Annotated in this window: 20 protein-coding genes; 10 read left to right on the top strand and 10 right to left on the bottom strand. The window is 37.4% G+C overall.

The genetic code is table 11. The features are described 5' to 3' along the window. Nucleotides 1-26: 26 nt before the first annotated feature. The 7 genes from csm5 to icd all read right to left on the bottom strand — a co-directional run bounded on the left by csm5 (nucleotide 27) and on the right by icd (nucleotide 9,853). A complete protein-coding gene (gene csm5 / locus ABJL82_RS08430) occupies nucleotides 27-1,553 on the bottom strand; it encodes a type III-A CRISPR-associated RAMP protein Csm5 (RefSeq protein ID WP_347274288.1) in 1,527 nt (508 codons plus the stop codon). Beyond that, complete coding sequence (gene csm4, locus ABJL82_RS08425) at nucleotides 1,550-2,617, bottom strand: type III-A CRISPR-associated RAMP protein Csm4 (protein ID WP_347274287.1); 1,068 nt, start codon at nucleotides 2,615-2,617, stop codon at nucleotides 1,550-1,552. The genes csm5 and csm4 overlap by 4 nt, the downstream gene beginning before the upstream one ends. After that, the gene (gene csm3 / locus ABJL82_RS08420; RefSeq protein ID WP_347274286.1) at nucleotides 2,614-3,483 is read right to left on the bottom strand and encodes a type III-A CRISPR-associated RAMP protein Csm3; all 870 of its coding nucleotides are present in this window, start codon (nucleotides 3,481-3,483) and stop codon (nucleotides 2,614-2,616) included. The genes csm4 and csm3 overlap by 4 nt, the downstream gene beginning before the upstream one ends. 18 nt (nucleotides 3,484-3,501) lie before the next feature. Next, complete coding sequence (gene csm2 / locus ABJL82_RS08415) at nucleotides 3,502-3,966, bottom strand: type III-A CRISPR-associated protein Csm2 (RefSeq protein WP_347274285.1); 465 nt, start codon at nucleotides 3,964-3,966, stop codon at nucleotides 3,502-3,504. A gap of 10 nt (nucleotides 3,967-3,976) precedes the next feature. Further along, nucleotides 3,977-6,706, bottom strand: coding sequence for a type III-A CRISPR-associated protein Cas10/Csm1 (cas10, locus tag ABJL82_RS08410; protein ID WP_347274284.1), 2,730 nt, complete (start codon nucleotides 6,704-6,706; stop codon nucleotides 3,977-3,979). Then, on the bottom strand, nucleotides 6,669-7,796 hold the full coding sequence (cas6, locus tag ABJL82_RS08405; RefSeq protein WP_347274283.1) for a CRISPR system precrRNA processing endoribonuclease RAMP protein Cas6: 1,128 nt from the start codon (nucleotides 7,794-7,796) through the stop codon (nucleotides 6,669-6,671). The genes cas10 and cas6 overlap by 38 nt, the downstream gene beginning before the upstream one ends. A gap of 833 nt (nucleotides 7,797-8,629) precedes the next feature. Beyond that, a complete protein-coding gene (gene icd, locus ABJL82_RS08400; RefSeq protein WP_347274331.1) occupies nucleotides 8,630-9,853 on the bottom strand; it encodes an isocitrate dehydrogenase (NADP(+)) in 1,224 nt (407 codons plus the stop codon). Between the two features lie 450 nt (nucleotides 9,854-10,303). Here icd and ABJL82_RS08395 point away from each other — a divergent pair, with 450 nt between their 5' ends. The 8 genes from ABJL82_RS08395 (at nucleotide 10,304) to lpdA (ending at nucleotide 18,181) form a co-directional block, all read left to right on the top strand. Further along, nucleotides 10,304-10,567, top strand: a complete 264-nt coding sequence (locus ABJL82_RS08395; RefSeq protein WP_347274282.1) for a phosphopantetheine-binding protein — start codon at nucleotides 10,304-10,306, stop codon at nucleotides 10,565-10,567. Nucleotides 10,568-10,615: 48 nt separating this feature from the next. Next, nucleotides 10,616-11,065 carry a 3-hydroxyacyl-ACP dehydratase FabZ gene (gene fabZ, locus ABJL82_RS08390; protein ID WP_347274281.1) on the top strand — a complete coding sequence of 150 codons (450 nt, stop codon included), beginning with the start codon at nucleotides 10,616-10,618 and terminating at the stop codon, nucleotides 11,063-11,065. Nucleotides 11,066-11,084: 19 nt separating this feature from the next. Further along, nucleotides 11,085-12,305 (top strand): beta-ketoacyl-[acyl-carrier-protein] synthase family protein, encoded by a 1,221-nt coding sequence (locus tag ABJL82_RS08385; RefSeq protein WP_347274280.1) that lies wholly within the window; start codon nucleotides 11,085-11,087, stop codon nucleotides 12,303-12,305. Nucleotides 12,306-12,402: 97 nt separating this feature from the next. Further along, entirely contained in the window at nucleotides 12,403-13,641 is a 1,239-nt protein-coding gene (locus ABJL82_RS08380; protein ID WP_347274279.1) for a beta-ketoacyl-[acyl-carrier-protein] synthase family protein, read from the top strand. A 5-nt stretch (nucleotides 13,642-13,646) separates the two neighbouring features. Then, a complete protein-coding gene (locus ABJL82_RS08375) occupies nucleotides 13,647-15,116 on the top strand; it encodes an NAD(P)/FAD-dependent oxidoreductase (protein WP_347274278.1) in 1,470 nt (489 codons plus the stop codon). Between the two features lie 4 nt (nucleotides 15,117-15,120). After that, a complete protein-coding gene (locus ABJL82_RS08370) occupies nucleotides 15,121-16,578 on the top strand; it encodes a radical SAM protein (protein WP_347274277.1) in 1,458 nt (485 codons plus the stop codon). 58 nt (nucleotides 16,579-16,636) lie between these two features. After that, on the top strand, nucleotides 16,637-16,765 hold the full coding sequence (locus ABJL82_RS08365; RefSeq protein ID WP_261341070.1) for a hypothetical protein: 129 nt from the start codon (nucleotides 16,637-16,639) through the stop codon (nucleotides 16,763-16,765). Nucleotides 16,766-16,771: 6 nt separating this feature from the next. After that, the gene (lpdA, locus tag ABJL82_RS08360; protein ID WP_347274276.1) at nucleotides 16,772-18,181 is read left to right on the top strand and encodes a dihydrolipoyl dehydrogenase; all 1,410 of its coding nucleotides are present in this window, start codon (nucleotides 16,772-16,774) and stop codon (nucleotides 18,179-18,181) included. A gap of 405 nt (nucleotides 18,182-18,586) precedes the next feature. Here the strand turns inward: lpdA and ABJL82_RS08355 are convergent, their stop codons facing one another. Together ABJL82_RS08355 and ispH are read right to left on the bottom strand one after the other, a co-directional pair. Beyond that, nucleotides 18,587-19,285, bottom strand: a complete 699-nt coding sequence (locus ABJL82_RS08355) for a DUF502 domain-containing protein (RefSeq protein WP_347274275.1) — start codon at nucleotides 19,283-19,285, stop codon at nucleotides 18,587-18,589. 20 nt (nucleotides 19,286-19,305) lie between these two features. Continuing rightward, nucleotides 19,306-21,048 carry a 4-hydroxy-3-methylbut-2-enyl diphosphate reductase gene (gene ispH / locus ABJL82_RS08350; RefSeq protein ID WP_347274274.1) on the bottom strand — a complete coding sequence of 581 codons (1,743 nt, stop codon included), beginning with the start codon at nucleotides 21,046-21,048 and terminating at the stop codon, nucleotides 19,306-19,308. Between the two features lie 308 nt (nucleotides 21,049-21,356). Between ispH and ABJL82_RS08345 the strand changes: the two genes are divergently transcribed. Further along, nucleotides 21,357-22,085, top strand: coding sequence for a hypothetical protein (locus ABJL82_RS08345; protein ID WP_347274273.1), 729 nt, complete (start codon nucleotides 21,357-21,359; stop codon nucleotides 22,083-22,085). A 129-nt stretch (nucleotides 22,086-22,214) separates the two neighbouring features. Further along, nucleotides 22,215-23,513 carry a UDP-glucose/GDP-mannose dehydrogenase family protein gene (locus ABJL82_RS08340; RefSeq protein WP_347274272.1) on the top strand — a complete coding sequence of 433 codons (1,299 nt, stop codon included), beginning with the start codon at nucleotides 22,215-22,217 and terminating at the stop codon, nucleotides 23,511-23,513. A gap of 13 nt (nucleotides 23,514-23,526) precedes the next feature. Here the strand turns inward: ABJL82_RS08340 and ABJL82_RS08335 are convergent, their stop codons facing one another. Beyond that, nucleotides 23,527-24,153 carry a class I SAM-dependent methyltransferase gene (locus tag ABJL82_RS08335; RefSeq protein ID WP_347274271.1) on the bottom strand — a complete coding sequence of 209 codons (627 nt, stop codon included), beginning with the start codon at nucleotides 24,151-24,153 and terminating at the stop codon, nucleotides 23,527-23,529. Between the last annotated feature and the right edge of the window lie 4 nt (nucleotides 24,154-24,157).

Raw genomic sequence — 24,157 nt, 5'->3', positions numbered from 1 at the left:
TAGTTGTAAAAATGGTGAGTTTAGATTCATTCATAAAGCGAAAGCTCTATCCAGCCAAATGGCATAGAAGGCAAGCTGTTTTTATAAGCTATACGTTGGGTTTTAGGAAAAGGTTTAAGGAGATCTACTATCCTTTTGCCTTTTTTATTTTTATTTTGCTTCTCGCTAAAACTTAGCGCACATTTAGGGCATCTTTTTATTCTGTTATAAGTTTTCCAAATATTGGCTTTAGTTTCCCATAAAGTCTGGATTGCAGTATTACAATTTTTACAATAAATCTCATATTTGTTTTTGCCTAATTCGTATTTCTCTCTGATTCTATCTATTTGATTATCATTTAGCAGTTCTACAAGCGTTATCCCTACAAAACCAGAACCGAATCCTAATACTAAGTAAAAATTATCATTTTGACCTTTTATTATATTTTCCAAGCACGAATACTTGCTTTGAAGTTCTTTAAGACTGATAGTATTTAAATCACTTTTAGTAAGATTACCCATCCTGCATCTTTCACAATATTTCTTAGCAGGATTTTTAAAATCTTCACCAACTGCAGAGTTACAGTTTTTATGTAAGAAAAATTGCATTTGTCCATCCCACAGTTTTTTATAATAGGCGATAACGGACTTGGAAAAGCTTTTTGTTGCTTCTGATAGTTTTGTGATTATGATATTTTCTGTCTCTTGAATATTGTCCCTTTTCACTTGAGACAACTTTAAACCAAATATCTTCTCAAATTTTTCATTTAGACCTATCCATTCCCGCAATGTCTCCAATTTGTGGGCTTCAAAGAGGAGGTTTTTATCAACTGAAATTTCTACCGTAAAACCTTTGAAATCTTCTTGTATTGTTTCAAGGTATAAATCTTCTTTTTGTTTAGGCAGTAATTCACCACCTTTTTTCTTGGTAAATATGTTGTAGGGATATATTTTTATGCATTGATCATAACTAAGGTTTTGGGTATCTGAAACTTTCAAGAGTTTCAATAGATCATATTTTGAATCCCTGTAATCAATTTCCCCGTCTTTCTTTTTAACACCGCAATTAAAAAGAGTATTCATCAACTCTTCATCAGCATTTTGAGGCTTGGAAGGAAGCTCTTTACTAAAGAATTCTGGAAGTATATTTGAATCTGAGGAAATGACACTATAGGCAAGGGCAGTTCTTAGGCATCCTTTTATTGATGAACCTGGGATAAATACAGAATTTATGCTATTATTAATGCATTCCTTAACTTCCTTCTTGTCGAATCCTTTACCAACCTTTACCTTTGAGAATCTGTTCTCATCTTTCAAATTTTCAATAATATCTTTTCTTTTGATACTATCCAAAAAGCTATTCAAACTAGGTTGGAAAGATTGACTTTCAATCCATTCAACGAATTTTTTATGTTCTTCTGAAGTCAAATGTTGGAATAGAAAATCAATTTCGATCTTAATAAGGTTGTTATCATTGTCTATCAGATAAGAAAGACCATTATATTTATTACCATTGCCTATATGCACGGGAGTGAGGGTTCTCACAGAGAACTTTACCGGTTTTGTTATTTTCATCTTTCGTCCCCAAAATCTAGTTTTCCCCACACAGGATAACAGAGTCCATATTGGTAAATCTTTTTTCCTTTTAATTCTTTTACCTCAACTATATCACCGTAGATTTTAGCTCGCTCTTTTGTTTTAAATATAGATCCTTCTAAAAGGGTCATGGTTAGATTCTTCCATATGTCTTCTCCCATAAATTCCTCTCTGGATTCTACCTTTGATCGAACGGGTTTAATCTGATATAAGGCATCTGTTTCAAAATCGATCTCATCCTTTGCAGGATTTGAAATAAATCGAGAAAGACTTACAAATCCATTGGCGTTTTCAATATTGAAATTAAACGGACTTGTAATAAATGGATCGATCCAAAAATGATTCTTGCCCATTCTTTTGTTGCTTCCGATACCTGAGTCGGATAAATACTTAAAAACAGGCTCAAACCAATTTATTTCTTGTGTCTTAAAGAGAAAATATAAACCAATTCCTTTCCCAAAATATATCTCATTATTGTAAAAAGTTTGTCCTTCACCAGTAGTGGAGTTGGAAAATCTGTCCAGTTTATTCTTTTGCACTGCAATAGATTCGATATGAGGGGAATCTTGTCGGTTATCAAGAAATTCTATAAAGAGATCTTTTTCTCCTCTTTCTTTGAGAATTCCTTCAAATTGGCTATGAGGAATCCAACTAATTTTTCTAAAACGTTTATACTCTGATACTGTTTTAATAAAAAAGATATTCTCAGAGTAATGAGGTTTATCAAACTCTAATTTCCATTTATCTTGATATTTTGTCGCTATTTCTTGTAGCTTATTTTTCGACAAGGGAGGTAATTCCGGCTTAGGAAAATAATATATTTCTGTTTCGTCATATTGGACAAAACAAGGGAAGGTCGATGAAACAAGAAAAGGTAAAGACTCCCTCTTGACGAATCTTTCCAATAAATTATTTAGCCCGTTATCTCCAGATTCTCCATACAAGGTTCGAATTGCCCAGCAGATAGCCCCAAACAGGGTATCAGAAGAAGGAATTATTTCAAACGATGATTTAGGTCTGAGCTTAATCAGGTATTCAATCATGTTTTTTTCTCAACTAAAGAAAATATTTTTTCAAAATTATCTAAAATATCTTTTGCGGTACTGTGCGTATTTTGATTTACCTTTTCAAGTTTTTCAGCCATTTCGTTCCTATAATAGCTAACATCTCTTCTTTCAACCTTGATATTCTCAAATCTTACCCTTCCAGAACCACGACTACCGCTACCTCCTAAAGTACTGTCTTCTAGTAATTTTATTCCTACAAATAGGATTTTAAGTCTTTCTATATCTTTATCTTGATAAACATCATAAATAAATTCTGCAGTAAAAATAGAATCAGCTGGAACTCGTTCCATGCTTCTAGGATTGGCTGCTGAAGTAATCCTATCAATGGTATTTTCAGTCTTAAGCTCCGTGTAAACTTTTTCACCCATATAATCTGTCCAACGTTTAATGGTTCCGTCCCACTCTGATTCATTTTTTCTTTTGCCATTTGTATCAAGAAGTCCTTGAGGCCATGCATCCAGTACTGTGAGTCGTGTTGGACCTTCGGTGTGAGTTTCAGCGGATGTGCCAAAGACGACACAGACATCACATTTACCACAACTGCAAGGGCTTGCTTCCCATTTTCCTTCTTTATTCAGCTTCAGAGCGTTTTGTATTCTGGATTGGTCGGTACCTTTGTCAGGATATTCGATTATCCATTCTAATAAACTCCTCAACTTTCCTTTTAAAGATGAACCTGGAATATAAGGCAAACCAGTTATTTTATCCTTAATCACAGGATTGTCTAAACCTCCTATTTCAAAACCTTCCTCTGTACCGCCAATATGAAGGGCAGTAATTGTTCTTAAATCTGCTTTAATGACATACTTCCCTTTAAAATCGAAATTTGTACTTTGTGACATGATGTTTACCTCCAATATTTATTCTTTAGTTTTCGTTTCAGATTCCATTTTATGGTAAGCTAATATTGCGGATAAGAATTCAACTAAAATTTTGTAGTCTTCTACAAATTTTACTTTCCCATCTGACAAAGCCTCTTTCATTAACTGATAAAATTTTTCTGCAATTAATCTTCTTCCCTTTGCGTAAGCTAATTCTGGAAATAGCATATAAAATTTATGGGAAAAATTTTCTACATCTTTTAATTCCCCTTTTCTTCCTACCAATATATTTTCTAAAGATTTTACGCTTTCAAAAAATTTTCTTAGTTGATTAACCTTCATTTCTGTCTTTTCTTTCCTCTTAGCGTCAATTATATATTTTGCAACTTTATGAGCTGCCCAATCATTTCTAGCAAAATATTCAGGCGTTAATACTTCTTTAAGAGTGCCATTGCTTTTTATTTGACTAATTACATCCTCTATAGACTCTGGTTGTTTCATCATCTTACCTCCTTTATTTCCTTGATTTCATTAAGGCATAATTTGCCACTAATCTTATCTTCCTAAGATATCTCTCAGCATTTCCTTCGGTAATTAATTTCTTTTTAAGTTCTTCTTTGATTTTATCGTCCTTTACATTTCGTGTTATTTTATAAACAAGAGCAGGGATAATATTGAGATTCTCACTATCCCCAAAATATTTTTGATAATCCATTATCAATCCGTAAATAAAACTCCTGGGTAGTTTATTCTCCTTCAGTTTTGTTCCTTCATATAAACTATTAGCCAGTTCAAAATAATCATAAAATGTTTTTACTTTTACTGGTTCTCCTTTATGCGCACCTTTGATAACTATTTCCTCTTCGGCTTCTCTTACTAACTCGGCTTTCCATCGCTCTCCCTTCTCATAACCCCAAACTGCTGTCTCACCGAAAAGGGTAACCCTGTTTCTTCCTAATGCTTTAGACCTTTCATCGAGCTCATCACCCGTCTTTTTCGCAGCTATACTAATAGGATATTTGGGGTTGCAAATAAAGATTCCTGCTGAAAGGGAAATATTGGGATTATGGCATGTATAAGCCCTGAATTTATCATTAATTCTTTGAGCTAATATTGGTATTTCGCTCCAGGGACCAACAATTAACAAATCGTCGCCACCCGAATATGAAATATAGAAGATATTTTTTATATCTTCGTTTGATACACCGTTTTTTGATGCCCAATCATTGTCGGAAGCTGTTTTCCACACTTCAAAAACTTCCTGACAGATATTGTTTATGTAACCAGTAAAAAAATAAATTAACCCCCTGCTCAAGGTAGATATTCGGGATATAGACTCAAGGCTTTTTCTCTCCTGCTCAATTTCTGTTCTGGAGATTTTTAAACCCATAGAAAAGATAAAACCCAAATAATCAATATCCATCTTCAGAAGCCCGATCTTTTTGTCACCTATACTCATTTCTGCAAGAGATTCAAAGGATAGCGTTTGACCTTGGCGAACAATTCCTTCTTGCTCGTCTGAATTTTGCGAATCTTTTACTTCTTCCGACTTTAGTTTAATCGTTTTATTTACCGTAGGCAGAGTATTTCCTAAAAAAGTAAAACCTTTGATATTAGAATCAGCCAAGTAATTTATTCTTTGGACATCATAAATTATCCCCTGTTTTATGAAATCTATTAGGCTGCTATCAAATTCATCTGAAAGATAAACATTACCGAATTCAAAAGGAATTCCAGCAAGCGTTTTAATGTTAACATCTCCTTTTTTAGTAAATATAATGTATTTAGCCTTTCCCAAAGCCTCTCCAACCTTCCTATGAGTTTTACATTGGTAACAAATTTCTTCTGCTTTTTGTACTAAAGAGAGGTTACATGACTTGCATATAGCAATTTTGTTTTCTTTCTCCACTTTTCTTATAATAAAGTCCTTGTCCTTGAACTTCCTTGAGAATTTCCTTTTCTTTTTCAAAGTGAGATTGTCTTCTAGTTCGGCTTTCTTTTCACCGTATTTTTCCATAAGCTCAGGCTTACTGAGTTCTATCTTTTCTAAAATTAGACTTAATTCTCCATAAAATTCTTTGATAAGCCAATCGTTAACTGTCTCTTCAAATTTATTTAGTTTGTCTTTTACTACCTCAGTATTTGGCAAAAGTAGTTCAAAGACTCCACCACCACAAAAATTTATATTAGCAATGGTCAAATCTAGCCTATCAACCAGGTATTTAGCCATAAGTTCTGGTAACATTGTTAAATAGAACGATCTGCCTCTCAGCCTCTTAGCTATCCCACCTATGCTTTGTGCCGCCGTTATTTTATAAATAAAATCCTGAATTCCAGATATGCCTACTGCCAATAAAATAAAGGAATTGTCTTTTGTTTTGCTGCTTTTTTCCCACCAATACAAGCAAGCTGCAATTGCTGAGGTAGTTTTCAGATGATCAAAGAGAGATATATCCGTAAATACATTAGTTGCACTAGGGATAGACCATGTATATTTTTGCAAAAGATAATATACAGAGTTAAAATAATAGTCAAAATTTAGGGGTTGAATTTCTTTAAATTCAGCTTCGAAACCTTTAATATTTATTTCTTTATCCCCATACCAAAGTTTTTTGTATTCAGATACCAAATTCTTCCCATGCTCTGACTTTAGATTTTCCTTTTTGACAGGGAAAAGAATACCTTCTTCTGCCTCCAAAGGATTTAGTTCATAATACCAATTACTATAAAACTTCCCTTCTTTATCAGTCATTTGATATTTTAGTTGAACAATATCAAAGATCGAATTCAACCTCATATTTTTATGAGTTTCTTGTTCTTTTTCATCATCTTCAAAACTCTCAACGCTGGATGAAAGTATATCTGCTTCGTTGACAATAGATTTTGTCTTATGGTGATAAGATGATACTTCGGATAAATAAGTTTTATCTATTCCAGATGGCAATTCTTTGATAATTTCATCAATAAAATATTTTGTCCAAATCACATGTTGGTTGGAATAATACCCTTTATTGCAAGGACATAATTCTTTCATCCTAGAATCAAAATCAAACCCAAGTGTTTCTACTTCAGCCCTTTGCATAAGCTTTCCTATGTCATGCAATAGTGCTGCAAGCATCACGGTCTGATATTCTCTTTTTTGATTTTCGTCCATATCTTCCTCTCTCACATGTCCGTTCTGTATGTTTTTTACAGAAAATATTTTCCTAAATAACTTCCAAAACCTCATATTTCCCCAATCCAAACGAAGTCCCTTTCCCCACGTGCACGTACTCTCCCAATCTTAAAAACAGCATAAAGTTCGATAAATCACCCTCATACGAAACAGCGCCGATAACACCGCCCAGTGACATCCATTCTTCATGCCTTGTGGAATAGCGCTTCCAATCATACCAATGGATATCCGATTTTATCTGGTTTACTGCCTTTGCCTTTTCGATGAGACCTTTAAAGTCGACCTGAAATTTTTCACCACAATGGAAATAGGATAATGAAGAGATACGGCGTAAGAGGTTTCTGATGAGGACGTGGAATTCGATTTTATCGGTTATATGACCATCAAAACGCAGACGTAAGGGGGTAAGGAGAGAAATGGTTAAATGGTTCGTATGGTTATCTGCCTTTAAAGTTTCCTTTTCCCTTTTACAAGAGGATATGATCGCCGAATTTTTAACCTCTTCTCCATCGTTTGGCTGAACGCTCACGACGAAGTCCTCCTCTTCGCAAGGTGAGGGCATTTGATTATGGATTGCTATTTTTTCCCCTACGTAAGATGGGAGACTAGTGGTGGGGGGCTGATGGTTTAATTGATGGGCGTGGATTATGGGGTAGCGGCTTGTAAGTGTCTGATCTTTATGGTTGTAGATTTGTACAGCTTCGTTTCCCAAATCCATTCCTTCGGCCTGAAGCAGGTCATATTTACCACGACCTTGCCCGATTCCTTGTTTACCAAGTTCTGTAAAGGTGTAAATGAAATATGGCAGGTAATCGATAGCGTTGCCGATGAGGATTAGATGGAATGAAAATTCTTCGCCAGGTGCAAAGGTTTGTTTTTCGGTAACGGGGGGTTCGATGACGAAGGGGTGTGGTACTTTTGGATAGAGACGGAGCATCCCGGCATCTTCAGGAGGTGGGGTCTCAAAGATATAGGAATAGATGCACTTCTGCTTTAAGAGATATTCATCGCATTCTTTGCCCTTGATTACACAGACTACACGTCTAAAGGCATATCCAAAACCGCCGCGGAATGCGGCGCCTTTATATGCGGGAAAGCGTATTTGGTCTTTAGTGCAGATGGTGAGCCTGAATTTTGCTACCCGAAACCTTTCGAACATAGAAACTCCGATCAGGGTTAAATGCCAGGTAACCTCTCAATAAGTTGAGGTTTTTATAATAGTTTCTACAGTCTACAGTTTGTCGATTGCGGATTGATGACTGCACAGTATTCCCCATTAATAAGGAAGTAAGGGGGGTGTTTACCTCAACTTATTGAGAAGTTACGATGCCAGAGAGGTGGAACTTTCTGAAGAACAGCCTGCCGATACTATATGAATGCCCGTGTAAGAAAGCAAATGAAAAATAGAGGGACTAGGGAGGGGATAACAGGGGGAGGGATCAGTTGATTTTGCAGAATGAGTCTGTTTTTCGTTTCATCGCGTAATAAGCTTTTGCAAAAATATGCCCATACCTTTCGTACAACATTTTAAATGTTTCGTTGTTAATATACCTGCACTTCAATGCAAACTCCAATACTGTTTATGTTTCTGCCTCTTCTTATTCTGCCGCGGTTAATTTATTAACAAATACCGCCTTATACCTACATTTTATCACGCCTTCTGCAAGATTAACGCAGACTGACACTGAAGACCTTCGGTGTAGGGGGGATTAAGCGGCAGCGAATCCACCACAAAAAAGACAGGGAATCCCGGCTATATCATATACACTTCTTTAGGGTAATTTTCTTGTCCTGAATTTATAGGCTTTTATAACAACAAATGATTCATGGTCACACCTGAGTAGTACCGTACCCTGGATGAAACAAAATCAAAAACCATCGGACAGAATAAAAACAAAAAACCCTCCCGCATGCCTTGATAATACGAGCAGAATAAAGACTCTTTGTAAGGAACAAAAATATATCAAAACACCTGAAAAGGTCATTAAAATGTTATGACATGTTTGCGATTATTCTGTCTGCAAACTCTGAACATTTCAGCAATTGAGCGCCGTCCATTTGCCGTTCCAAATCATATGTTACCGTTTTTTGCCGAATGGTTTTCTCTAATGCCGCTATAATTAACATTGCTGCTTTATCCCATCCAAGGTGTTCAAACATCATAACTCCTGATAAGATTACTGAGCCGGGATTAACAATATCCTTTCCGGCATATTTTGGCGCAGTGCCATGTGTCGCTTCGAAGATTGCCGCATTATCGCCAATATTGGCGCCCGGCGCCATGCCTAATCCGCCAACCTGTGCCGCGCAGGCGTCGGAGATATAATCGCCGTTTAAATTTGGAGTGGCAATAACACTATATTCCTCTGGCCGAAGGAGTACTTGCTGGAACATTGCATCTGCAATTCTATCCTTTATCACTACCTTGTTTTTGGGTGCTTTGCCGTTATGTTTTTTTTGTACTTCTTCCTCAGTTATTACCGATTTAGAGAATTCTTCTCTGGCGACTTCGTATCCCCATTCACAAAAGGCGCCTTCAGTATACTTCATAATGTTGCCTTTGTGCATAAGGGTTACACTGTATCGCTTTTTATCAATGGCATACTGAATTGCACGCCTTACCAACCTCTTTGTGCCTGTCACACTTATCGGTTTAATGCCAATGCCGGAATCTTTTCTGATTTTTACCCGGAACTCTTTTTCTATAAAAGCGGCGAGTTTTTTTGCCTCGGGAGACCCTTTTTTGTATTCGATACCCGCATAAACATCCTCGGTGTTTTCACGAAAAATGATGACGTTTAATTTTTCCGGTGATTTAACAGGACTGGGAACGCCATCAAAATAGCGGACAGGGCGGACGCAGGCATATAAATCGAGTTTCTGGCGAAGTGTGACATTGAGGCTTCGGATTCCACCTCCAACGGGTGTCGTCAGAGGGCCCTTGATTGCTACCTTATATTTTTTTATTGCTTTTAAGGTTTCCCCGGGCAACCATTCGCCACATTCGTTAAAGGCCTTTTCTCCTGCCAGTACTTCCAACCAGTGAACCCTCTTTTTGTTTTTATAGGCAATGCTTACTGCAGCATCAAACACCCGTACCGAAGCATCCCAGATATCAGGGCCTGTACCGTCTCCGCTGATAAACGGAATAATAGGGTCATTCGGTACAACCAAATGAGTTTTTTCTTTTGTTATAGCGCTACCTTCCTTTGACAGTTTTTGTGTTTTTGTTACCAAGACGAACCCTCCTGTAAATTTGTTCAATTTTGCAGCAGTTTATAAAAGGCTTCATAGTACATTCATAAGAAGATAAATTCAATTTAATAGTAACAGAAATTTAGTAAGGCGCCTTGTTATGGGTTCATTGCTTGCATGTTCCGTGCGTGGTAGTATATCTTATGTTACTGATATCCCTGGCAAAACTCCGATATTAATTCATAGTTATTTTTTTAATTTTAATAAAGACTAAATGGGTTGTGCCTGCAAGAAATATTGTATAAATTGAACATTTTGGACATAAGATGTGTAGATATATTTTTTTACCAACTAAGGAAATAATATTATTGACAATATAATTTGTGTCTGCTACCATGATTCTCCTTTAGTTTTGCATCTTATATTAAGATGTTTTTATGGCCTTACAGAGAAAATATTATAAGGAGGACTATGTTGAACGACGAAGAGATTGAAAAAGGTGTAACCTCAATAGTTGCAGAGGTTACAGAGCTGGATGAAAAAGAGATCTGGGAGAAAAGGGATGCGAATTTTTTTCAAGATCTTGAAATTGATTCTCTTTTAGCGCTTGAGATTTTAGCGCTTATAGAAAAAAAGTTTAAAGTACAAATTCCAGAAGAAAAACTTGTAGATATTACTTCTTTGAGCGCCACGATTGATTTAACAAAATCGGTTTTGGCGGAGAGTGGGAAGTAAATTGGTTATTCGAAAATCATTGTGTAATGAAAGAAAGAGATATTCAACATGATACTTTTTGAGGAAATACGATCACTTCTTCCTCAAAAATATCCCTTCATATTTATCGATAGAGCGATTGAGTTTGAAGAAAGCAAGAGAATCGTTTGCGTAAAAAACATTTCCGGTAATGAACCCGTCTTTGTAGGACATTTCCCTGATTTTGCCATAATGCCTGGTGTTTTAATCATTGAGGCGATGGCGCAAGCTTCAATAATCTTGTTCAAAAAGAGTCTTCCTTCCAGGAACGATGAAGATGCGGTTTTTTTATTGGCATCAGTCAATAATGCCAGATTTACAAAACCCGTCATTCCCGGTGATCAGCTTACCATAGAAGTGATTGTTGAAAAAATTGTTTCGAGGGGCGCTATAGTTCAGTCTGTTGTGAAAGTTCAGGAAAAGGTCGTTGCTAAAGCAGCGTTGACATTTGGTATTGCGGAAAAGAGTTCGTTGGTTTAATTAAAGATAGCATGAATATATGAATAAACGAGTTGTTATAACTGGTGTTGGGATGATAACGCCCATTGGTTCGGGGAAAGATGCTTTTTGGAACGCCCTTACCGCAGGGGAATCGGGCGTATCTGAAGTGTCATGTATAGATACTTCAGGATACAGAGTCCATAAAGGGTGCGAGGTCAAGAATTTTAATTATTCAGATTATGTTAAAGATGGCGTCTTGAAAGAGATAGGCAAGGGTTCTCAATTTGCGATAGCGGCTACGAAACTTGCGTTAGATGACGCCAAAATTGATCTGTCTAAAACTGAATTGGAACGAATGGGGGTGTCTGTTGGGACAACTGCCGGGGAAATACAAATCTTAGAGAAAGTAAATTACATCAGACATAGAGACGGAGAAGCCAGAGTAGCCCCTGATTTGTTTTTAATGCATCCCTGTAACAATATTCCTGCTAACATTGCAATTGAATTTGGTTTGAAAGGCCCCAATACGATAATACCCACTGCATGTGCAGCGGGGAATTACGCTATTGGCTATGCTTATGATTTAATTAGATTTGGAAGAGTAGACGTGATGGTTGCGGGGGGTTCTGATCCCTTTTCGAAAGTGGCTTTTACCGGTTTTGCCCGTTTAGGCGCTATAGCGCCAGAAATTTGCCAGCCATTTGATAAAAATAGAAAGGGCATGATGGTTGGTGAAGGTGCGGGAATGCTTGTTTTGGAGTCGCTGGAGTGTGCAGAGAAAAGAAACGCAAATGTTTATGCTGAAATTATTGGTTATGGTTTGAGTTGCGATGCATATCACATTACCATACCACATCCGGATGGCGAAGGTGTTATCTCTGCAATGATAAAAGCATTAAAGAGTGCAAACCTCAGGCCTGAAGATGTTCAATACATAAGTGCTCATGGTACCGGTACTCCTGCAAATGACAAGGCGGAAACTATTTCAATAAAGAAAGTCTTTGGAGAAAAACCTGAACATCTGGCAATTAGTTCAATAAAATCGATGATAGGGCATACAATGGGTGCTGCCAGTGTTATAGAAGCAATTGCTTGCGCCTTAGCGGTGCAAAACGACATTATTCCTCCTACGATAAATTATGTTACGCCTGATCCTGAGTGTGATTTGGATTATGTGCCCAATGTCATGAGAAAACAAGAGGTAAACATTGCGTTGAACAATGCTCATGCCTTTGGGGGCAATAACAGTTGTCTGGTAATAAAGAAATTTACCAATTAGAATATTTGTAAAGAAAATTTATTTTAAAAATAATTGAAATAATTATATTTAGAACGATATTTCCAAAGTTGAAGCGTATAAAATAAGAGGTTTATAAATGGGCGATACGAGGATTGTAATTACAGGAATATCTGTCATCTCCCCTCTTGGAGAAACGAAAGAGGTCTTTTGGCAAAATTTAATAAATGGGGTATCCGGGATTAAACCGGTAACGTTATTTGATGTAACTCATTTTAATAGTAAACAGGCGGGAGAGATCACGGATTTTGACCCTAAAATTTATTTGGGGAAAAAGGGTATTCGCCACATCGACAGAACATCCCTTCTGGTATCTTCGGCTACGTGTCTGGCGATTAAGGATGCAAATCTTGAGAATAATACTTACAATGAAGATGAATTAGGCATCGTTGTAGGCTCTACTTATGGCAGTATAGATAGTATAAGTTCTTTTGATTTTCAATCACTCAGGGAGGGTCCAAATTATGTAAATCCGATGGACTTTCCCAATACGGTAATAAACGCACCTGCCAGCCGGGCGTCGATTTTTTGCAAGGCAACAGGCTTAAGTACAACAATTTCTAACGGGGTAACGAGCAGCATTGACGCCATTATCTATGCATCTGATTTTCTGCGAATGGGAAGGGTAAAGGCGGTAATTGCAGGGGGAGTTTATGGATTAGGCCATGACATTTTTTGGGGAGCGCATAGCTCAAAAATCTTGGCGGGGAGTAATAGCGGTACCCTTGAAATTAGTGCGCCTTTTGACAAGAGACGTAATGGCATGGTCCTGGGAGAAGCCTCTGCGCTGGTTGTTTTAGAAACATTAGAGGATGCGTTAAAGAGGAATGCAAATATTTACGCGGAAGTAAGGGGTTATGGAACAGCCTTTGATCCTAAGATGTCCACCAGTAAAGAATACCAGACAGACGGCAGCATAAGGGCTATCGGGAGCGCTTTAGAAGATGCAAAATTAACGCTTCATGATATTTCCTGCATATCTGCTAATGCATATTCCGGAGTGTATGGCGATGCAATGGAGGTAAGGGCTTTAAAAGAAGTATTTGGCATGCGCGCGAAACTTATTCCGGTGACGGCTATCAAATCAATGACAGGTGAATGTCTTGACGCATCAGGGGCTTTACAGACAGTGGCGGCGGTGATGTCTCTTAACACGCATACTATTCCTCCGATAATTAATTATAAGGAACCTGATCCGGAATGCGACCTCGGTTTGGTTGTTGAAAGAGCGGCGACTGTTCCGGTAAAAAATGTCCTTATAAATTCATCCTCACGTTTAGGAAATTGCTCTTCCTTGATAGTATCAAAGTTTAAATAAGTTTCATGTCATCGACCAAGCCTATCAAGCCACATATTCAATCCACAAAAATCGATACATTATATCCTTCTTACGATGTAATCGTAATTGGAGCGGGTATCGCAGGCCTTATTTGTGCCGCATTTCTTGCTAAAAGCGGGAAAAAGGTGCTTCTTATTGAACAGCATTTTATTCCAGGCGGATATTGTACTTCGTTTAAAAGAAAAGGATTTCTTTTTGATGCGGCTGTTCATCACATCGGTGGTTGTGGTAAATGGAGTGTTGTTGGACGTTGTTTTAAAATGCTCGGGATAGATATGGATTTTTACCACTTAGATCCCATGGATAATCTGATTTTTCCAACATTCAGCATTGAAATTCCTGCCGACTTAGACGAATATTTATTACGTCTACAGAAAAGGTATCCACATGAAAAGGACAATATTAAGGGGTTTTTTCAAGATTTTATAAAGCTTTATCGTGCTACATTTCATAATGAAAAAAGTCAAGTTATAGAAAAATACAAAGACATGACTTATGGTATGATGCTCGACCATTTTTTTGATGATAGTGAGTTAAAGATGGTTCTTTCAGGGCAGTGGGGTTATGTAGGTTTAGCGCCGTCGAAAGCATCTGCGATTGCCATGTCTCAAATGATGATAAATTATCTTAAGGATGGCGCCTTTTTCCCAAAAGGCGGAACGCAAGAGTTTGCAAATGCAATTTTTAGGAAATTTATTGATTTTGGCGGACACGTTATGTTATCATCCAAAGTCAAAAAAATCTTAAAGAAAGGACTCTCCGTTAGCGGTGTTAAATTAAATGATGACAAAGAGATACATTCGAGCGTTGTCGTGTCTAATATAGATGCAAGACAGACGTTTTATCATTTGTTGAGTGATAAAAATGATGTGGATGCGATGTACCTTAAAAAGATTGAAGGAATGAAGGAAAGCTGTTCTTTTTTCCTCTTGTATTTGGGAGTTGGAGAAGGTATAGATTTAAATACTTTAAAAAGAGGATTTTATTTATCCGGCTCAACTTTCGACTCTATTGATAGTGAATGGATGTATATATCTGTTCCGACCAGGATATGCCAGACCCTCGCCCCGCAAAATAAGCAAATAATCTCCTTAGTAGTGTATAAGAAGGAAGAATTTTATAAAAATGTGACGGATTGGGAATTGCTTAAACAAAATTTAGTTTCAAATACTTTGGAGAGATTAGAAAGTTATTTGCCTGATATAAAAAAACATATAGAAGTAATAGAGATGGCTACTCCTAAAACCCTGGAGCGTTACACATTAAATACCAATGGGGCAGCTTATGGCTGGGCAGTGAGTGTTGATCAAATATGGGAACAAAGGCTTTCGCCGGCAACACCAATTAGCGGCCTTTATTTGGCAGGCCATTGGACAAGACCTGGTCCTGGTATATGTGCTGTTGTTTCTTCGGGATGGGGTGTTGCTAATTTAATTTTGGATAATTGGAGGTAAAAATATGAAAAAAATGATGCTCATTAATCCACATAAGCCTGGGAGGCATGGAGAAGAGAGTATTACGGTAATTGTTCAGATGCCGTTAAACCTTGCTTATATTAAGGCCCTTACGCCAGGTGATTGGGAATTTGATGTTATTGATGAAAATATTGAACTGGCAATTGATGATAATGGTGAACTTACTTTTGCACCGGTGGACCTTGTTTGTATTACCTCAGTGACCTACCAATCTCCCAGGGCATACAAAATTGCTACTGCATGTAAAAGGAAAGGCATGACGGTAATAATGGGGGGCATACATGCGTCTGTAATGCCTGAAGAGGCTTCAAAGTACGTGGATACTGTTTTTATTGGTGAAGCAGAGGAAGTATGGCCACGGGTAATAAAGGACTTTGAATCGGGAAAGTTAAATAAGGTTTACGATGGCGGTTTGCCGCCGTTGAATTTGATGAAAAGGGTTTTCCCTGACAGAGAGTTTATGAAGAAAAAATATGATTATAAGTTTTCTTCTATTGTCACTACGAAGGGGTGCCCGAATTATTGTGATTTTTGCAGTGTTCCTACATTTCAGGGAAGAAAATTCAGGGAAAGACCTTATGAAGATGTATTGGAAGAGTTAGCAGCGACTGATTATAAGGGACTCATGCTGGCAGAGGATAATTTTTATGGACATGGGAAGCGGTCAAATGAAAGGGCGAGAAATCTTTTTAAAGGCATGGTTGACCGCAATCTTCAAAAAGACTGGTTAGGGTTTACGGCTTTAAATATTTCGCAAGATAAGGAAACATTAGATTATATGGCGAAAAGCGGTTGTTTTGGCATGCTTATGGGCATAGAGTCGACCAATGAAACCGTTTTAGAAAAAATGAATAAAAAGGTAAATTTAAAGCTGGGCACAGACAGCTATTATGATTGTATTCAGAAAATACATGATGCGGGTTTGGTTGCCTGGGGTTCGGTAGTTTTTGGGGCTGATGGGGACGGCAAAGATTCTTTTAAAAGGATGACAGATTTTATATTGGAAAATAACATAGACATTTTGACCTTTGGCATTAACTGTCCTTTTCCAAAAACGCAGTTGTATCAAAGGTTGGATTCGGAAAAGAGAATATTCAGGAAAAACTATCCGGATGATTGGGAATATTATGATACAGCACATGTTGTCCATCGGTTGGTAGACATGACATTGGAGGATTTTATCGAAGGAATGCAATATGTTTATGATCATATTTATGCAGGAAATAATTTGAGGAAACGTTTTAGAAATTCTATTAAAACTACGAACAATCCCAGAAATTCCATGTTTGCTTTTCGTGTAGGTTCTGATTGGCAACAGGTATTCAGTCAGGTATTGGAAAATTTAAGATTATTATATGATTCCGGCGATTATTATAAAGATTATTATAAATCAAATTCTGTGTCTGTATCGAAACCACTGGTAGAAAGCATCGCCACATAACAACAAGGTATTTTTGGATATTTAATACAAAGTAAACGTGTAGGAAAGGAGAAATGAAATGATAGGCAAATTATTGTCTTTATCTATGGAAAAATCAATTATTCCGGATGTTAGCCCAAAATTTATTCTGATTGTTACGATAGCCCTTATCTTTGTGATACTATTTGCATGGAAAAAGGAGGAATAATTGCCTGTGAGCAACACAGCCTTTGATCTTGCTATCATTGGAGGAGGGCCTGCAGGTTATGTTGCGGCAATAAAAGCCGCTCAATCCGGCTTAAAAACTGCTTTAATTGAAAAAGAGAAAGTCGGTGGTATATGCCTGCATAAGGGTTGTATTCCCACAAAAACGCTGTTGTACTCTGCGGAACTTTACAGAAAGTTTGCTAATGCAGGTGAATACGGAATCATTACCGGCAGTTTGAATGTCGATTATCCTCTAATACATCGGCGCAAAGAATATGTTGTTAAACGCTTGTTTCAGGGAGTTCAGTCCCTTTTAAAAAAAAACAATGTCGATGTCTTCAGCGCCGAAGGGCGTATCATATCTAATCAGGAAGTTTCAATAGTCAGCGATAGTATAGAAACAAACCGGATAAAGGCAAAAAATGTTATACTTGCCACAGGTTCTGTTCCTTTCATCCCCAAAAACATACCTTATGATAAAAAATATGTACTTACCAGCGATGACATTCTTATGCGGGAAGAAATCCCAAAATCGATGATTATTGCCGGTGGCGGTGCGGTTGGGATTGAATTTGCCTGTCTCTTTAATGCGTTGGGAACAAAGGTTACGGTTTTAGAGTTTCTGGAGAACATCTTGCCTTCCGAGGATAGGGAAATCAGTGAAGCCTTGGAAAAACTGCTTATACGCAGAGGGATAAATATTTTGCCTAAAACCTCTTTGGAAAAAGTAGTAGTAGAGAATGGCATTACAATAGAGATTAATAACGGCAAAGATATTGCCGGAAACAAAGAATTTTTGAGTGCGGATTTATTACTGCTGGCGGTAGGAAGAAGGCCGCTGTTGGATGACCCAGGCATAAAGGAACTAGCGTTAAATTTTGATGGAAAATATTTACAGACGAATGAAGTTATGGAAACTAGCCAAAGCGGTATGTATGCAATTGGCGATATTACAGGGCCTCCACTTCTCGCGCACAAAGCAATAAATGATGGCATCTTGTCGGTAACTCATCTTACAGGGAAAGATATGCACATCACAAACCGTAAAAATATTCCAAGAGTTGTTTACGGTTTTCCTCAAGTAGCGAGTATTGGTCTTACACAAAAAGAGGCTGAGGAAATGGGATACAAGGTGAAAATCGGAAAATTTCCTTTTGCTGCGAACAGTATGGCAATAATTGAAGGAGAGTCGTTGGACTGTTTTGTAAAAATTGTTTCGGAAGAAAAATATGGTGAAGTTCTGGGAGTGCATGCAATAGGTCCTCATGTAGGAGAGTGGATGTGGGGAGTTTCGCTTAATTCTATTTTAGAAGGTACGGTTCAGGAAATATCAAATGCTATATTCCCGCATCCTACCCTTTCAGAGGCTTTATTTGAGGCCGCTCATTCAATAGTTGATAAACCTATACATAATTGATCTAAAGTTACAAGGGTATCCCATAAGAACATAAAAAAACAAAGTACCTATCGTGCATTTCTCTGTCCCTAACGCTATTCTTGTTCAAAAGAGAGTAATCTCCCATTTAAAGAACCGGTGTACCGGGGAATGTTTGTGACCTGCCTGAACGATGCTCGCCGACAGGTTGGTTTTCTGTCTTCCCGAAAACTTGATGCATCGAAGCCTCTCCATACCCACCAGTCATGGCAATCACATCATAACTACAATCCTTTTAGCACTTCTCAAGAGTAAACATGACATTTTTTACATATTTGAAAATTAGTGCACTTATTTTCATTCAATATGGGGAACACGGGGGTTGTACAAAAAGTTCCAAATGCTGATTTTGATATGCAACATACAGAGCATATAGTGCGAAGTGGTTCAGGTATTTTTATCAGAAGGCTTCATGTCCGGCGGTGTTTTTAAAATTGTTGCAAATTGTTTAGGGGTTAATACGCCGCCAGACAGCAGTGTTTTAAATGCATCTTCAACGGTAAGGTTTGTGTCTATCACCGCATCTTCTGTCGTATATATCAAAAAACCAGATGTGGGGTTTGGAGTGGTTGGTACAAAAACACTAATAAATATTTCCTTGCCGTTCTCTTTTACACTGCCTGTTACAAAACCAATTGCTTTTGTGCCTTCTTTTGGAAAATCCAGTATAATAACACGTTTGAAAGCTTGTTTGCCGGGGAGGCTTACTGCGTGTACGATTTGTTTCACGGTGGAATAAATATTGCTTATGACAGGTGTTTTTGTTAAAAGGTTTTCAGAATAATGAATTATTGATTTGCCGATAATATTTGCAGCGAAGATACCTATAAAATACAATGAGGCAAATGTGAAGATAAGCCCGATGAACGTAATTATAAATTCATCGGCAGATGTTTTTGGCAGTTCGGCGTCAAACAGAAGAAAAATTCTTTTTATAAGTGGAGAAAGAGTCCCCCCAATAAAACTAAAGAGAAATTTTACAACAAAAAAGGTTACATAAATGGGGAGGATTAATAACAAGCCCGTTAACATCCTTTTTCGGATGTCTGTTTTTAATAGATTGAAAAATTTATTTAATGTTTCCATACACGCCTTACTTTATCGAATTAAAAAGTTAAAGATTGCCATAAAATCGCCATAAGACCGGCAAAAATAAAATTAAAATCTGCTATCGTTTCCAGCAGCAATCCTTCAGTTATTATTCTTTTTTGGAAAAGATATTGATAACCGGAGGCATACGCTATGCACGGAAGCAAAAAATATCCCAGCGTTGATATCCATCCAAGGTGTGTGCCTGCTATGAGAAGAAATGCCATGAAAAGGGTAATGCTAACAAGAATTTTTTTTGTGCGTTCTTTTCCAATTGCAATAGGAATGGTTTCTTTGCCCAAAATGCGGTCCCCCTGAATATCCCGAATATCAAGAACGACAGCGCGTATAAAAGCGAGACTGAATGCGAATGCAAGAGCAATGGCAAGCGCCGGTATGAAGTCTCTCCGTACACCCAGAAAAGGAATTAAAGCGGTGCTTGCTGCCCAGGCGATGCCGTAGAAAATCTCTTTTGAACCCGGTATTTGCTCAAGGCTTCTGTAACGGATAAAACCGGAAAAACTCTTTGGTATAATTTGCAGCCGGTAAAAAATACCAAAAAGGCTGGCGAGAAAAATACAAAAAAAGATGGATTTACCGTGGTATAGCCCAAGAATTGAAGATAAGGCCGCTCCTAATATACCCAAAATAACAAAAAGGACCTGCTTCTTTTCGTAAAATTTTGCCCGCGCCGGCTCGTTGAGCGCCACGGATTCTTTATTGGCAAAATGATTAAGCACCTGCATTGAAAAAATGAAAAGAGCGGCGATTATGCAAAAAATCAATCTTGGCTGAACACCAAGCAGCAGTGCACACGAATAACTCATGCTTGCCGCACCTAACCCTACATAGGTGCAACTGCCTATTAAAAAGTTGAAGATATTTTTTGTGGCAAATAAGATTTTTTGGTATTTATTGACTTTGTATGTTCTTACCTTGTCAACAACCCTTTTTATCATCCAATTTGGTGTTGATGCGCCTGCAGTAACGCCAATGGTATTAAAATCTTTTAGTTTATTGAGATCTATTTCTGAGTCTGTTTCAACGTGAAATGTCGGAGTTCCCTGTGATTCGCATATTGTGACTAGCCGTGTTGTATTTGCGCTTCCCCTGCCTCCAACAACAATCATTGCATCTACAGATTTACAGAGATTCACTACTTCATCCTGTCTTTTGTAGGTGGAACTGCAAATAGTTTCAAAAGATTCTGAATTCGGATAACGCCTTTTTATTTCATCGATAGCCCTCTTAAATAAATGCCTGTCTTGCGTTGTTTGGGCGACAATGCATACCTTATCCATCGGGGGAAGTAGTTCTATATTTTCCATGTTTTCAACTACATGCCCTCTTCCTTCGGCATAACCGAGTAATCCTACCACCTCTGCATGTCCATTATCACCGACAATTATTGTCGAATATCCCTGTGCGGCATACTTTTTGATAATAGATTGCACCCTCATTACATGCGGACAGGTAGCGTCGCATACTTTTGCGCCTTTACTTTCGATTTCCTCTCTTCGGGAAGGAGTCACTCCATGCGCTCTGATGACAACCGTGCTATTCGAGAGGTCTGTAGTATCATTAACAATGTGAAGGTCTCTTTTTTCAAGATATTCAAGCACTTGCGGATTATGGATTAACGGACCGTCTGTATAAACTTTAGCGCCAATATTTTTCTCATTCGCCGCATCGAGCAGGATATCCATTGCCCTCCGGACACCCATACAAAAACCAGCGGTTTTAGCAACAAAAACTTTCAAGGATAACTCCAAAAAGAAATTTAAACAATATTACTATAGCAGACATAAGCTCAAGTATCTTCAAGATTTATAATTTTTAGACAGAATTCTATCAATTGCCATATTGGTTGTCAATGATTTTAAATGAGAGGCGCTTTCGCTATTGAAATAATTGGCGATTTTAATTTCTCAATTATTAATTGACAAATTTATTGATAATTTATATACTTCGGCTTACTTTGATTTCAGGAGTAGCCTGACTACTTAAAACAGCTTTTTTTGTATTAAATTTAGTGAAGATATTTGTATTAAGGAAGGGATTCGTAATTATGGTAAAGAAAATGCGTTCGATGGCCTTGGTTTTTAGTTTGTGCAGTATTTTATTTGGTTTTGTCTGTAGCTTGCACGCTTCAGAGAGTTTGGAAGATGGCATCTTATGGTTGACAAAAAATGCAGTTCGGGAGAAGTTTGGGACGCCAAATTACTTATATTGCGAAGAAGAGCCTTTCAGGAGATACAGAATAGTTACTCCGGAGGAAGAGGAAGGTTTGAAAAAAACTTTTTTGTATGATGTTCCGCTACACGATCTGTACTATTTAAAAAGAAATAACACTAATATAGAATTAAGAATTTATTATGGTGTTGACAGATCAAATGGTGGGGAAACATATCGTGTGAGTGAATACTATGTGAACTTTACGGATGGGCCGGTACCTCTTGGAAAAATCTCAGGATTAATTCCTGAATGTAAACCAATCCATCAGTCTCCAAAAGTATTTCAGGAACACATGTTTAACCTTAACAACTACAGAATAATCTTTGTTACTGATAAGGTTAGTTCGCTTACCAATCATTTCGGATCAATATTTGTTGATCCCGATAAGGATATAAAAGATTGGTCATTGACGTATGATGTTATTCTGACCGAAGGCGAATCCGAAAATGTATCGTCAAACAGTATGGTAAAAGAAATAATCGTGTCGGTAGATGGCGAGTACAGAATAGGGAAAACTAAGCATGTTTTTAAGACGAGACGCATTAATAATCCTTTGCAATAACGTGACGGTTTAGAGAATTAAAATCTGGTATCATTGAAAAAGCAGTAATGATGAATGACCTTTCATTTATCTTGCTGCTTTTTCTTTTTAAGGCTGATAATGGCAAAAATAATACGGGGAGGGCGATAATTGAAAATATGTTGTATTGGCAGCGGTTATGTAGGTCTTGTGGCAGGCACATGTCTTGCAGATATGGGCAACGATGTTATATGCGTAGATTCTAATAAAAGCAAAATAGATAATTTGAAAAATGGTATCATTCCTATATATGAACCCGGTCTTAAAGACATGCTGGAAAGAAATGCAAGAGAGCGAAGGATTACTTTCACAACAAATATTAAAGAAGGCATTCAAAAATCAGACGTTATTTTTATTGGGGTAGGAACACCATCCGACCTTAATAATTGCGCTGATATTTCTGCTATTATTTCGGTTGCTGAAAGTATTGGAAAATACATGAATGGGTATAAAGTTATAGTGAATAAAAGTACCGCACCTGTCGGAACGTTAGAAAAAATAGGAAAAGTGGTAAAATCGTTTCAAAAAAAAGCAATACGGTTTGATTTGGTATCGAATCCTGAATTTATGCGAGAGGGTGAGGCGATTAAGGATTTTACCAACCCGGATCGAATTGTAATAGGCGTGCAAGGCGAAAAGGCAAAAAAGATTATGGAATCGATATATAATGGTATTTCAAGAACAGATAAACCGATTATGTTTACTGATATAAGGAGCGCGGAGTTAATTAAGTATGCGAGTAATGCAATGCTTGCAACGAGAATTTCTTTTATGAATGAATTAGCGCAACTATGTGAGAAAGTTGGTGGAGATATCAAAGAAATTGCGAAGGGGACTGGATTAGATTCAAGAATCGGGCCACGGTTTCTCCAGGCAGGTATTGGATATGGCGGGTCATGTTTTCCGAAGGATGTAAATGCATTGATACAAATAATGAATGAAAATGGCATTGATGCAAAAATACTAACGGCGGTTAATGAGGTAAATGAACAACAAAAGAGGTCTCTTTTTGAAAAAATACAAACGCTTGTTCCCACAATGAAGAACAAAAAAATTGCTATATGGGGTTTGGCGTTTAAACCAAAAACAGATGATATGAGAGATGCGCCTGCTATAACGTTAATTAAGCAATTGCAGGAAGCAGGCGCTCAAATTAATGCCTTTGATCCTGAAGCAATGAATAATGCAAAGACTATCTTTAGAGGGATAAAATATTATGATGATCCTTATTCCGCGGCTAAAAACTGTGATGCCCTGGTGATTGTGACAGAATGGAACGAGTTTAGAGACCTTGATCTTAAAAAAGTAAAAAGACTTTTAAAATGTCCAAATATAGTTGACGGAAGAAATATATACGAACCGAAGGAGATGAAAGAATTGGGTTTTCATTATTTATGCGTGGGAAGATAATTATTAATGACCTTCAAGCTTCAGAGGAGGTATTATTGTTACATTTTATGATCTGACAGGCGTTAAAAATATTTACCTGTTGTTTACTTATAACAGGAAGGCAGGCTTCCTTTAATAATAAGTCAAGATCGAAATGTTTTCCTAAACCGAGTTTATCCCTTATGGGTGAGATAATTTTTTCAAATCGTGAGATGAACTGATTATCAATGCCGGCGTAATTTAAGATAAAAATATCCCCTTTCTTTTTGCAAACCCTTTTTATTTCATTTAAAGTGCGCATGGGTTCCGGTACAACTGTAATAACATGTGATGCAATGACTTTATCAAAAGTATTATCCCTGAAGGCCAGCAATGATGCATCCATAGTGGCTAAGTGCACGTTATCCAAGGTGTATTTCATTTTTTTCGCCTTTGCCCGCAGTAACATTTCTTCACTCAAATCTATTCCTGTTATACTGATTCCCTTCGGATAAAGCGGCAATGACAATCCTGTACCAATCCCTACTTCAAGAATGGTATCATGGGGTTCAATATCCATCATCTTAAGAGCTGTGCATCTGCCATGTTCGAATATTTTTCCGAAGAGCGTGTCGTAAACGTACGCATAAAGTGAATATATTTTTTTTATATGATCGCTCATGTGT

It is taken from the genome of Candidatus Kuenenia sp., from assembly GCF_039794105.1.
Taxonomy (GTDB): domain Bacteria; phylum Planctomycetota; class Brocadiia; order Brocadiales; family Brocadiaceae; genus Kuenenia.
This window is presented reverse-complemented; position numbering and strand designations above follow the sequence as displayed.

Coding starts and splice junctions, on each gene's coding strand:
- csm5 (WP_347274288.1), bottom strand. CDS start 1,553: ATGAAAATAACAAAACCGGTAAAGTTCTCTGTGAGAACCCTCACTCCC.
- csm4 (WP_347274287.1), bottom strand. CDS start 2,617: ATGATTGAATACCTGATTAAGCTCAGACCTAAATCATCGTTTGAAATA.
- csm3 (WP_347274286.1), bottom strand. CDS start 3,483: ATGTCACAAAGTACAAATTTCGATTTTAAAGGGAAGTATGTCATTAAA.
- csm2 (WP_347274285.1), bottom strand. CDS start 3,966: ATGATGAAACAACCAGAGTCTATAGAGGATGTAATTAGTCAAATAAAA.
- cas6 (WP_347274283.1), bottom strand. CDS start 7,796: ATGTTCGAAAGGTTTCGGGTAGCAAAATTCAGGCTCACCATCTGCACT.
- ABJL82_RS08395 (WP_347274282.1), top strand. CDS start 10,304: ATGTTGAACGACGAAGAGATTGAAAAAGGTGTAACCTCAATAGTTGCA.
- fabZ (WP_347274281.1), top strand. CDS start 10,616: ATGATACTTTTTGAGGAAATACGATCACTTCTTCCTCAAAAATATCCC.
- ABJL82_RS08385 (WP_347274280.1), top strand. CDS start 11,085: ATGAATAAACGAGTTGTTATAACTGGTGTTGGGATGATAACGCCCATT.
- ABJL82_RS08380 (WP_347274279.1), top strand. CDS start 12,403: ATGGGCGATACGAGGATTGTAATTACAGGAATATCTGTCATCTCCCCT.
- ABJL82_RS08375 (WP_347274278.1), top strand. CDS start 13,647: ATGTCATCGACCAAGCCTATCAAGCCACATATTCAATCCACAAAAATC.
- ABJL82_RS08370 (WP_347274277.1), top strand. CDS start 15,121: ATGAAAAAAATGATGCTCATTAATCCACATAAGCCTGGGAGGCATGGA.
- ABJL82_RS08365 (WP_261341070.1), top strand. CDS start 16,637: ATGATAGGCAAATTATTGTCTTTATCTATGGAAAAATCAATTATTCCG.
- ABJL82_RS08355 (WP_347274275.1), bottom strand. CDS start 19,285: ATGGAAACATTAAATAAATTTTTCAATCTATTAAAAACAGACATCCGA.
- ABJL82_RS08345 (WP_347274273.1), top strand. CDS start 21,357: ATGGTAAAGAAAATGCGTTCGATGGCCTTGGTTTTTAGTTTGTGCAGT.
- ABJL82_RS08335 (WP_347274271.1), bottom strand. CDS start 24,153: ATGAGCGATCATATAAAAAAAATATATTCACTTTATGCGTACGTTTAC.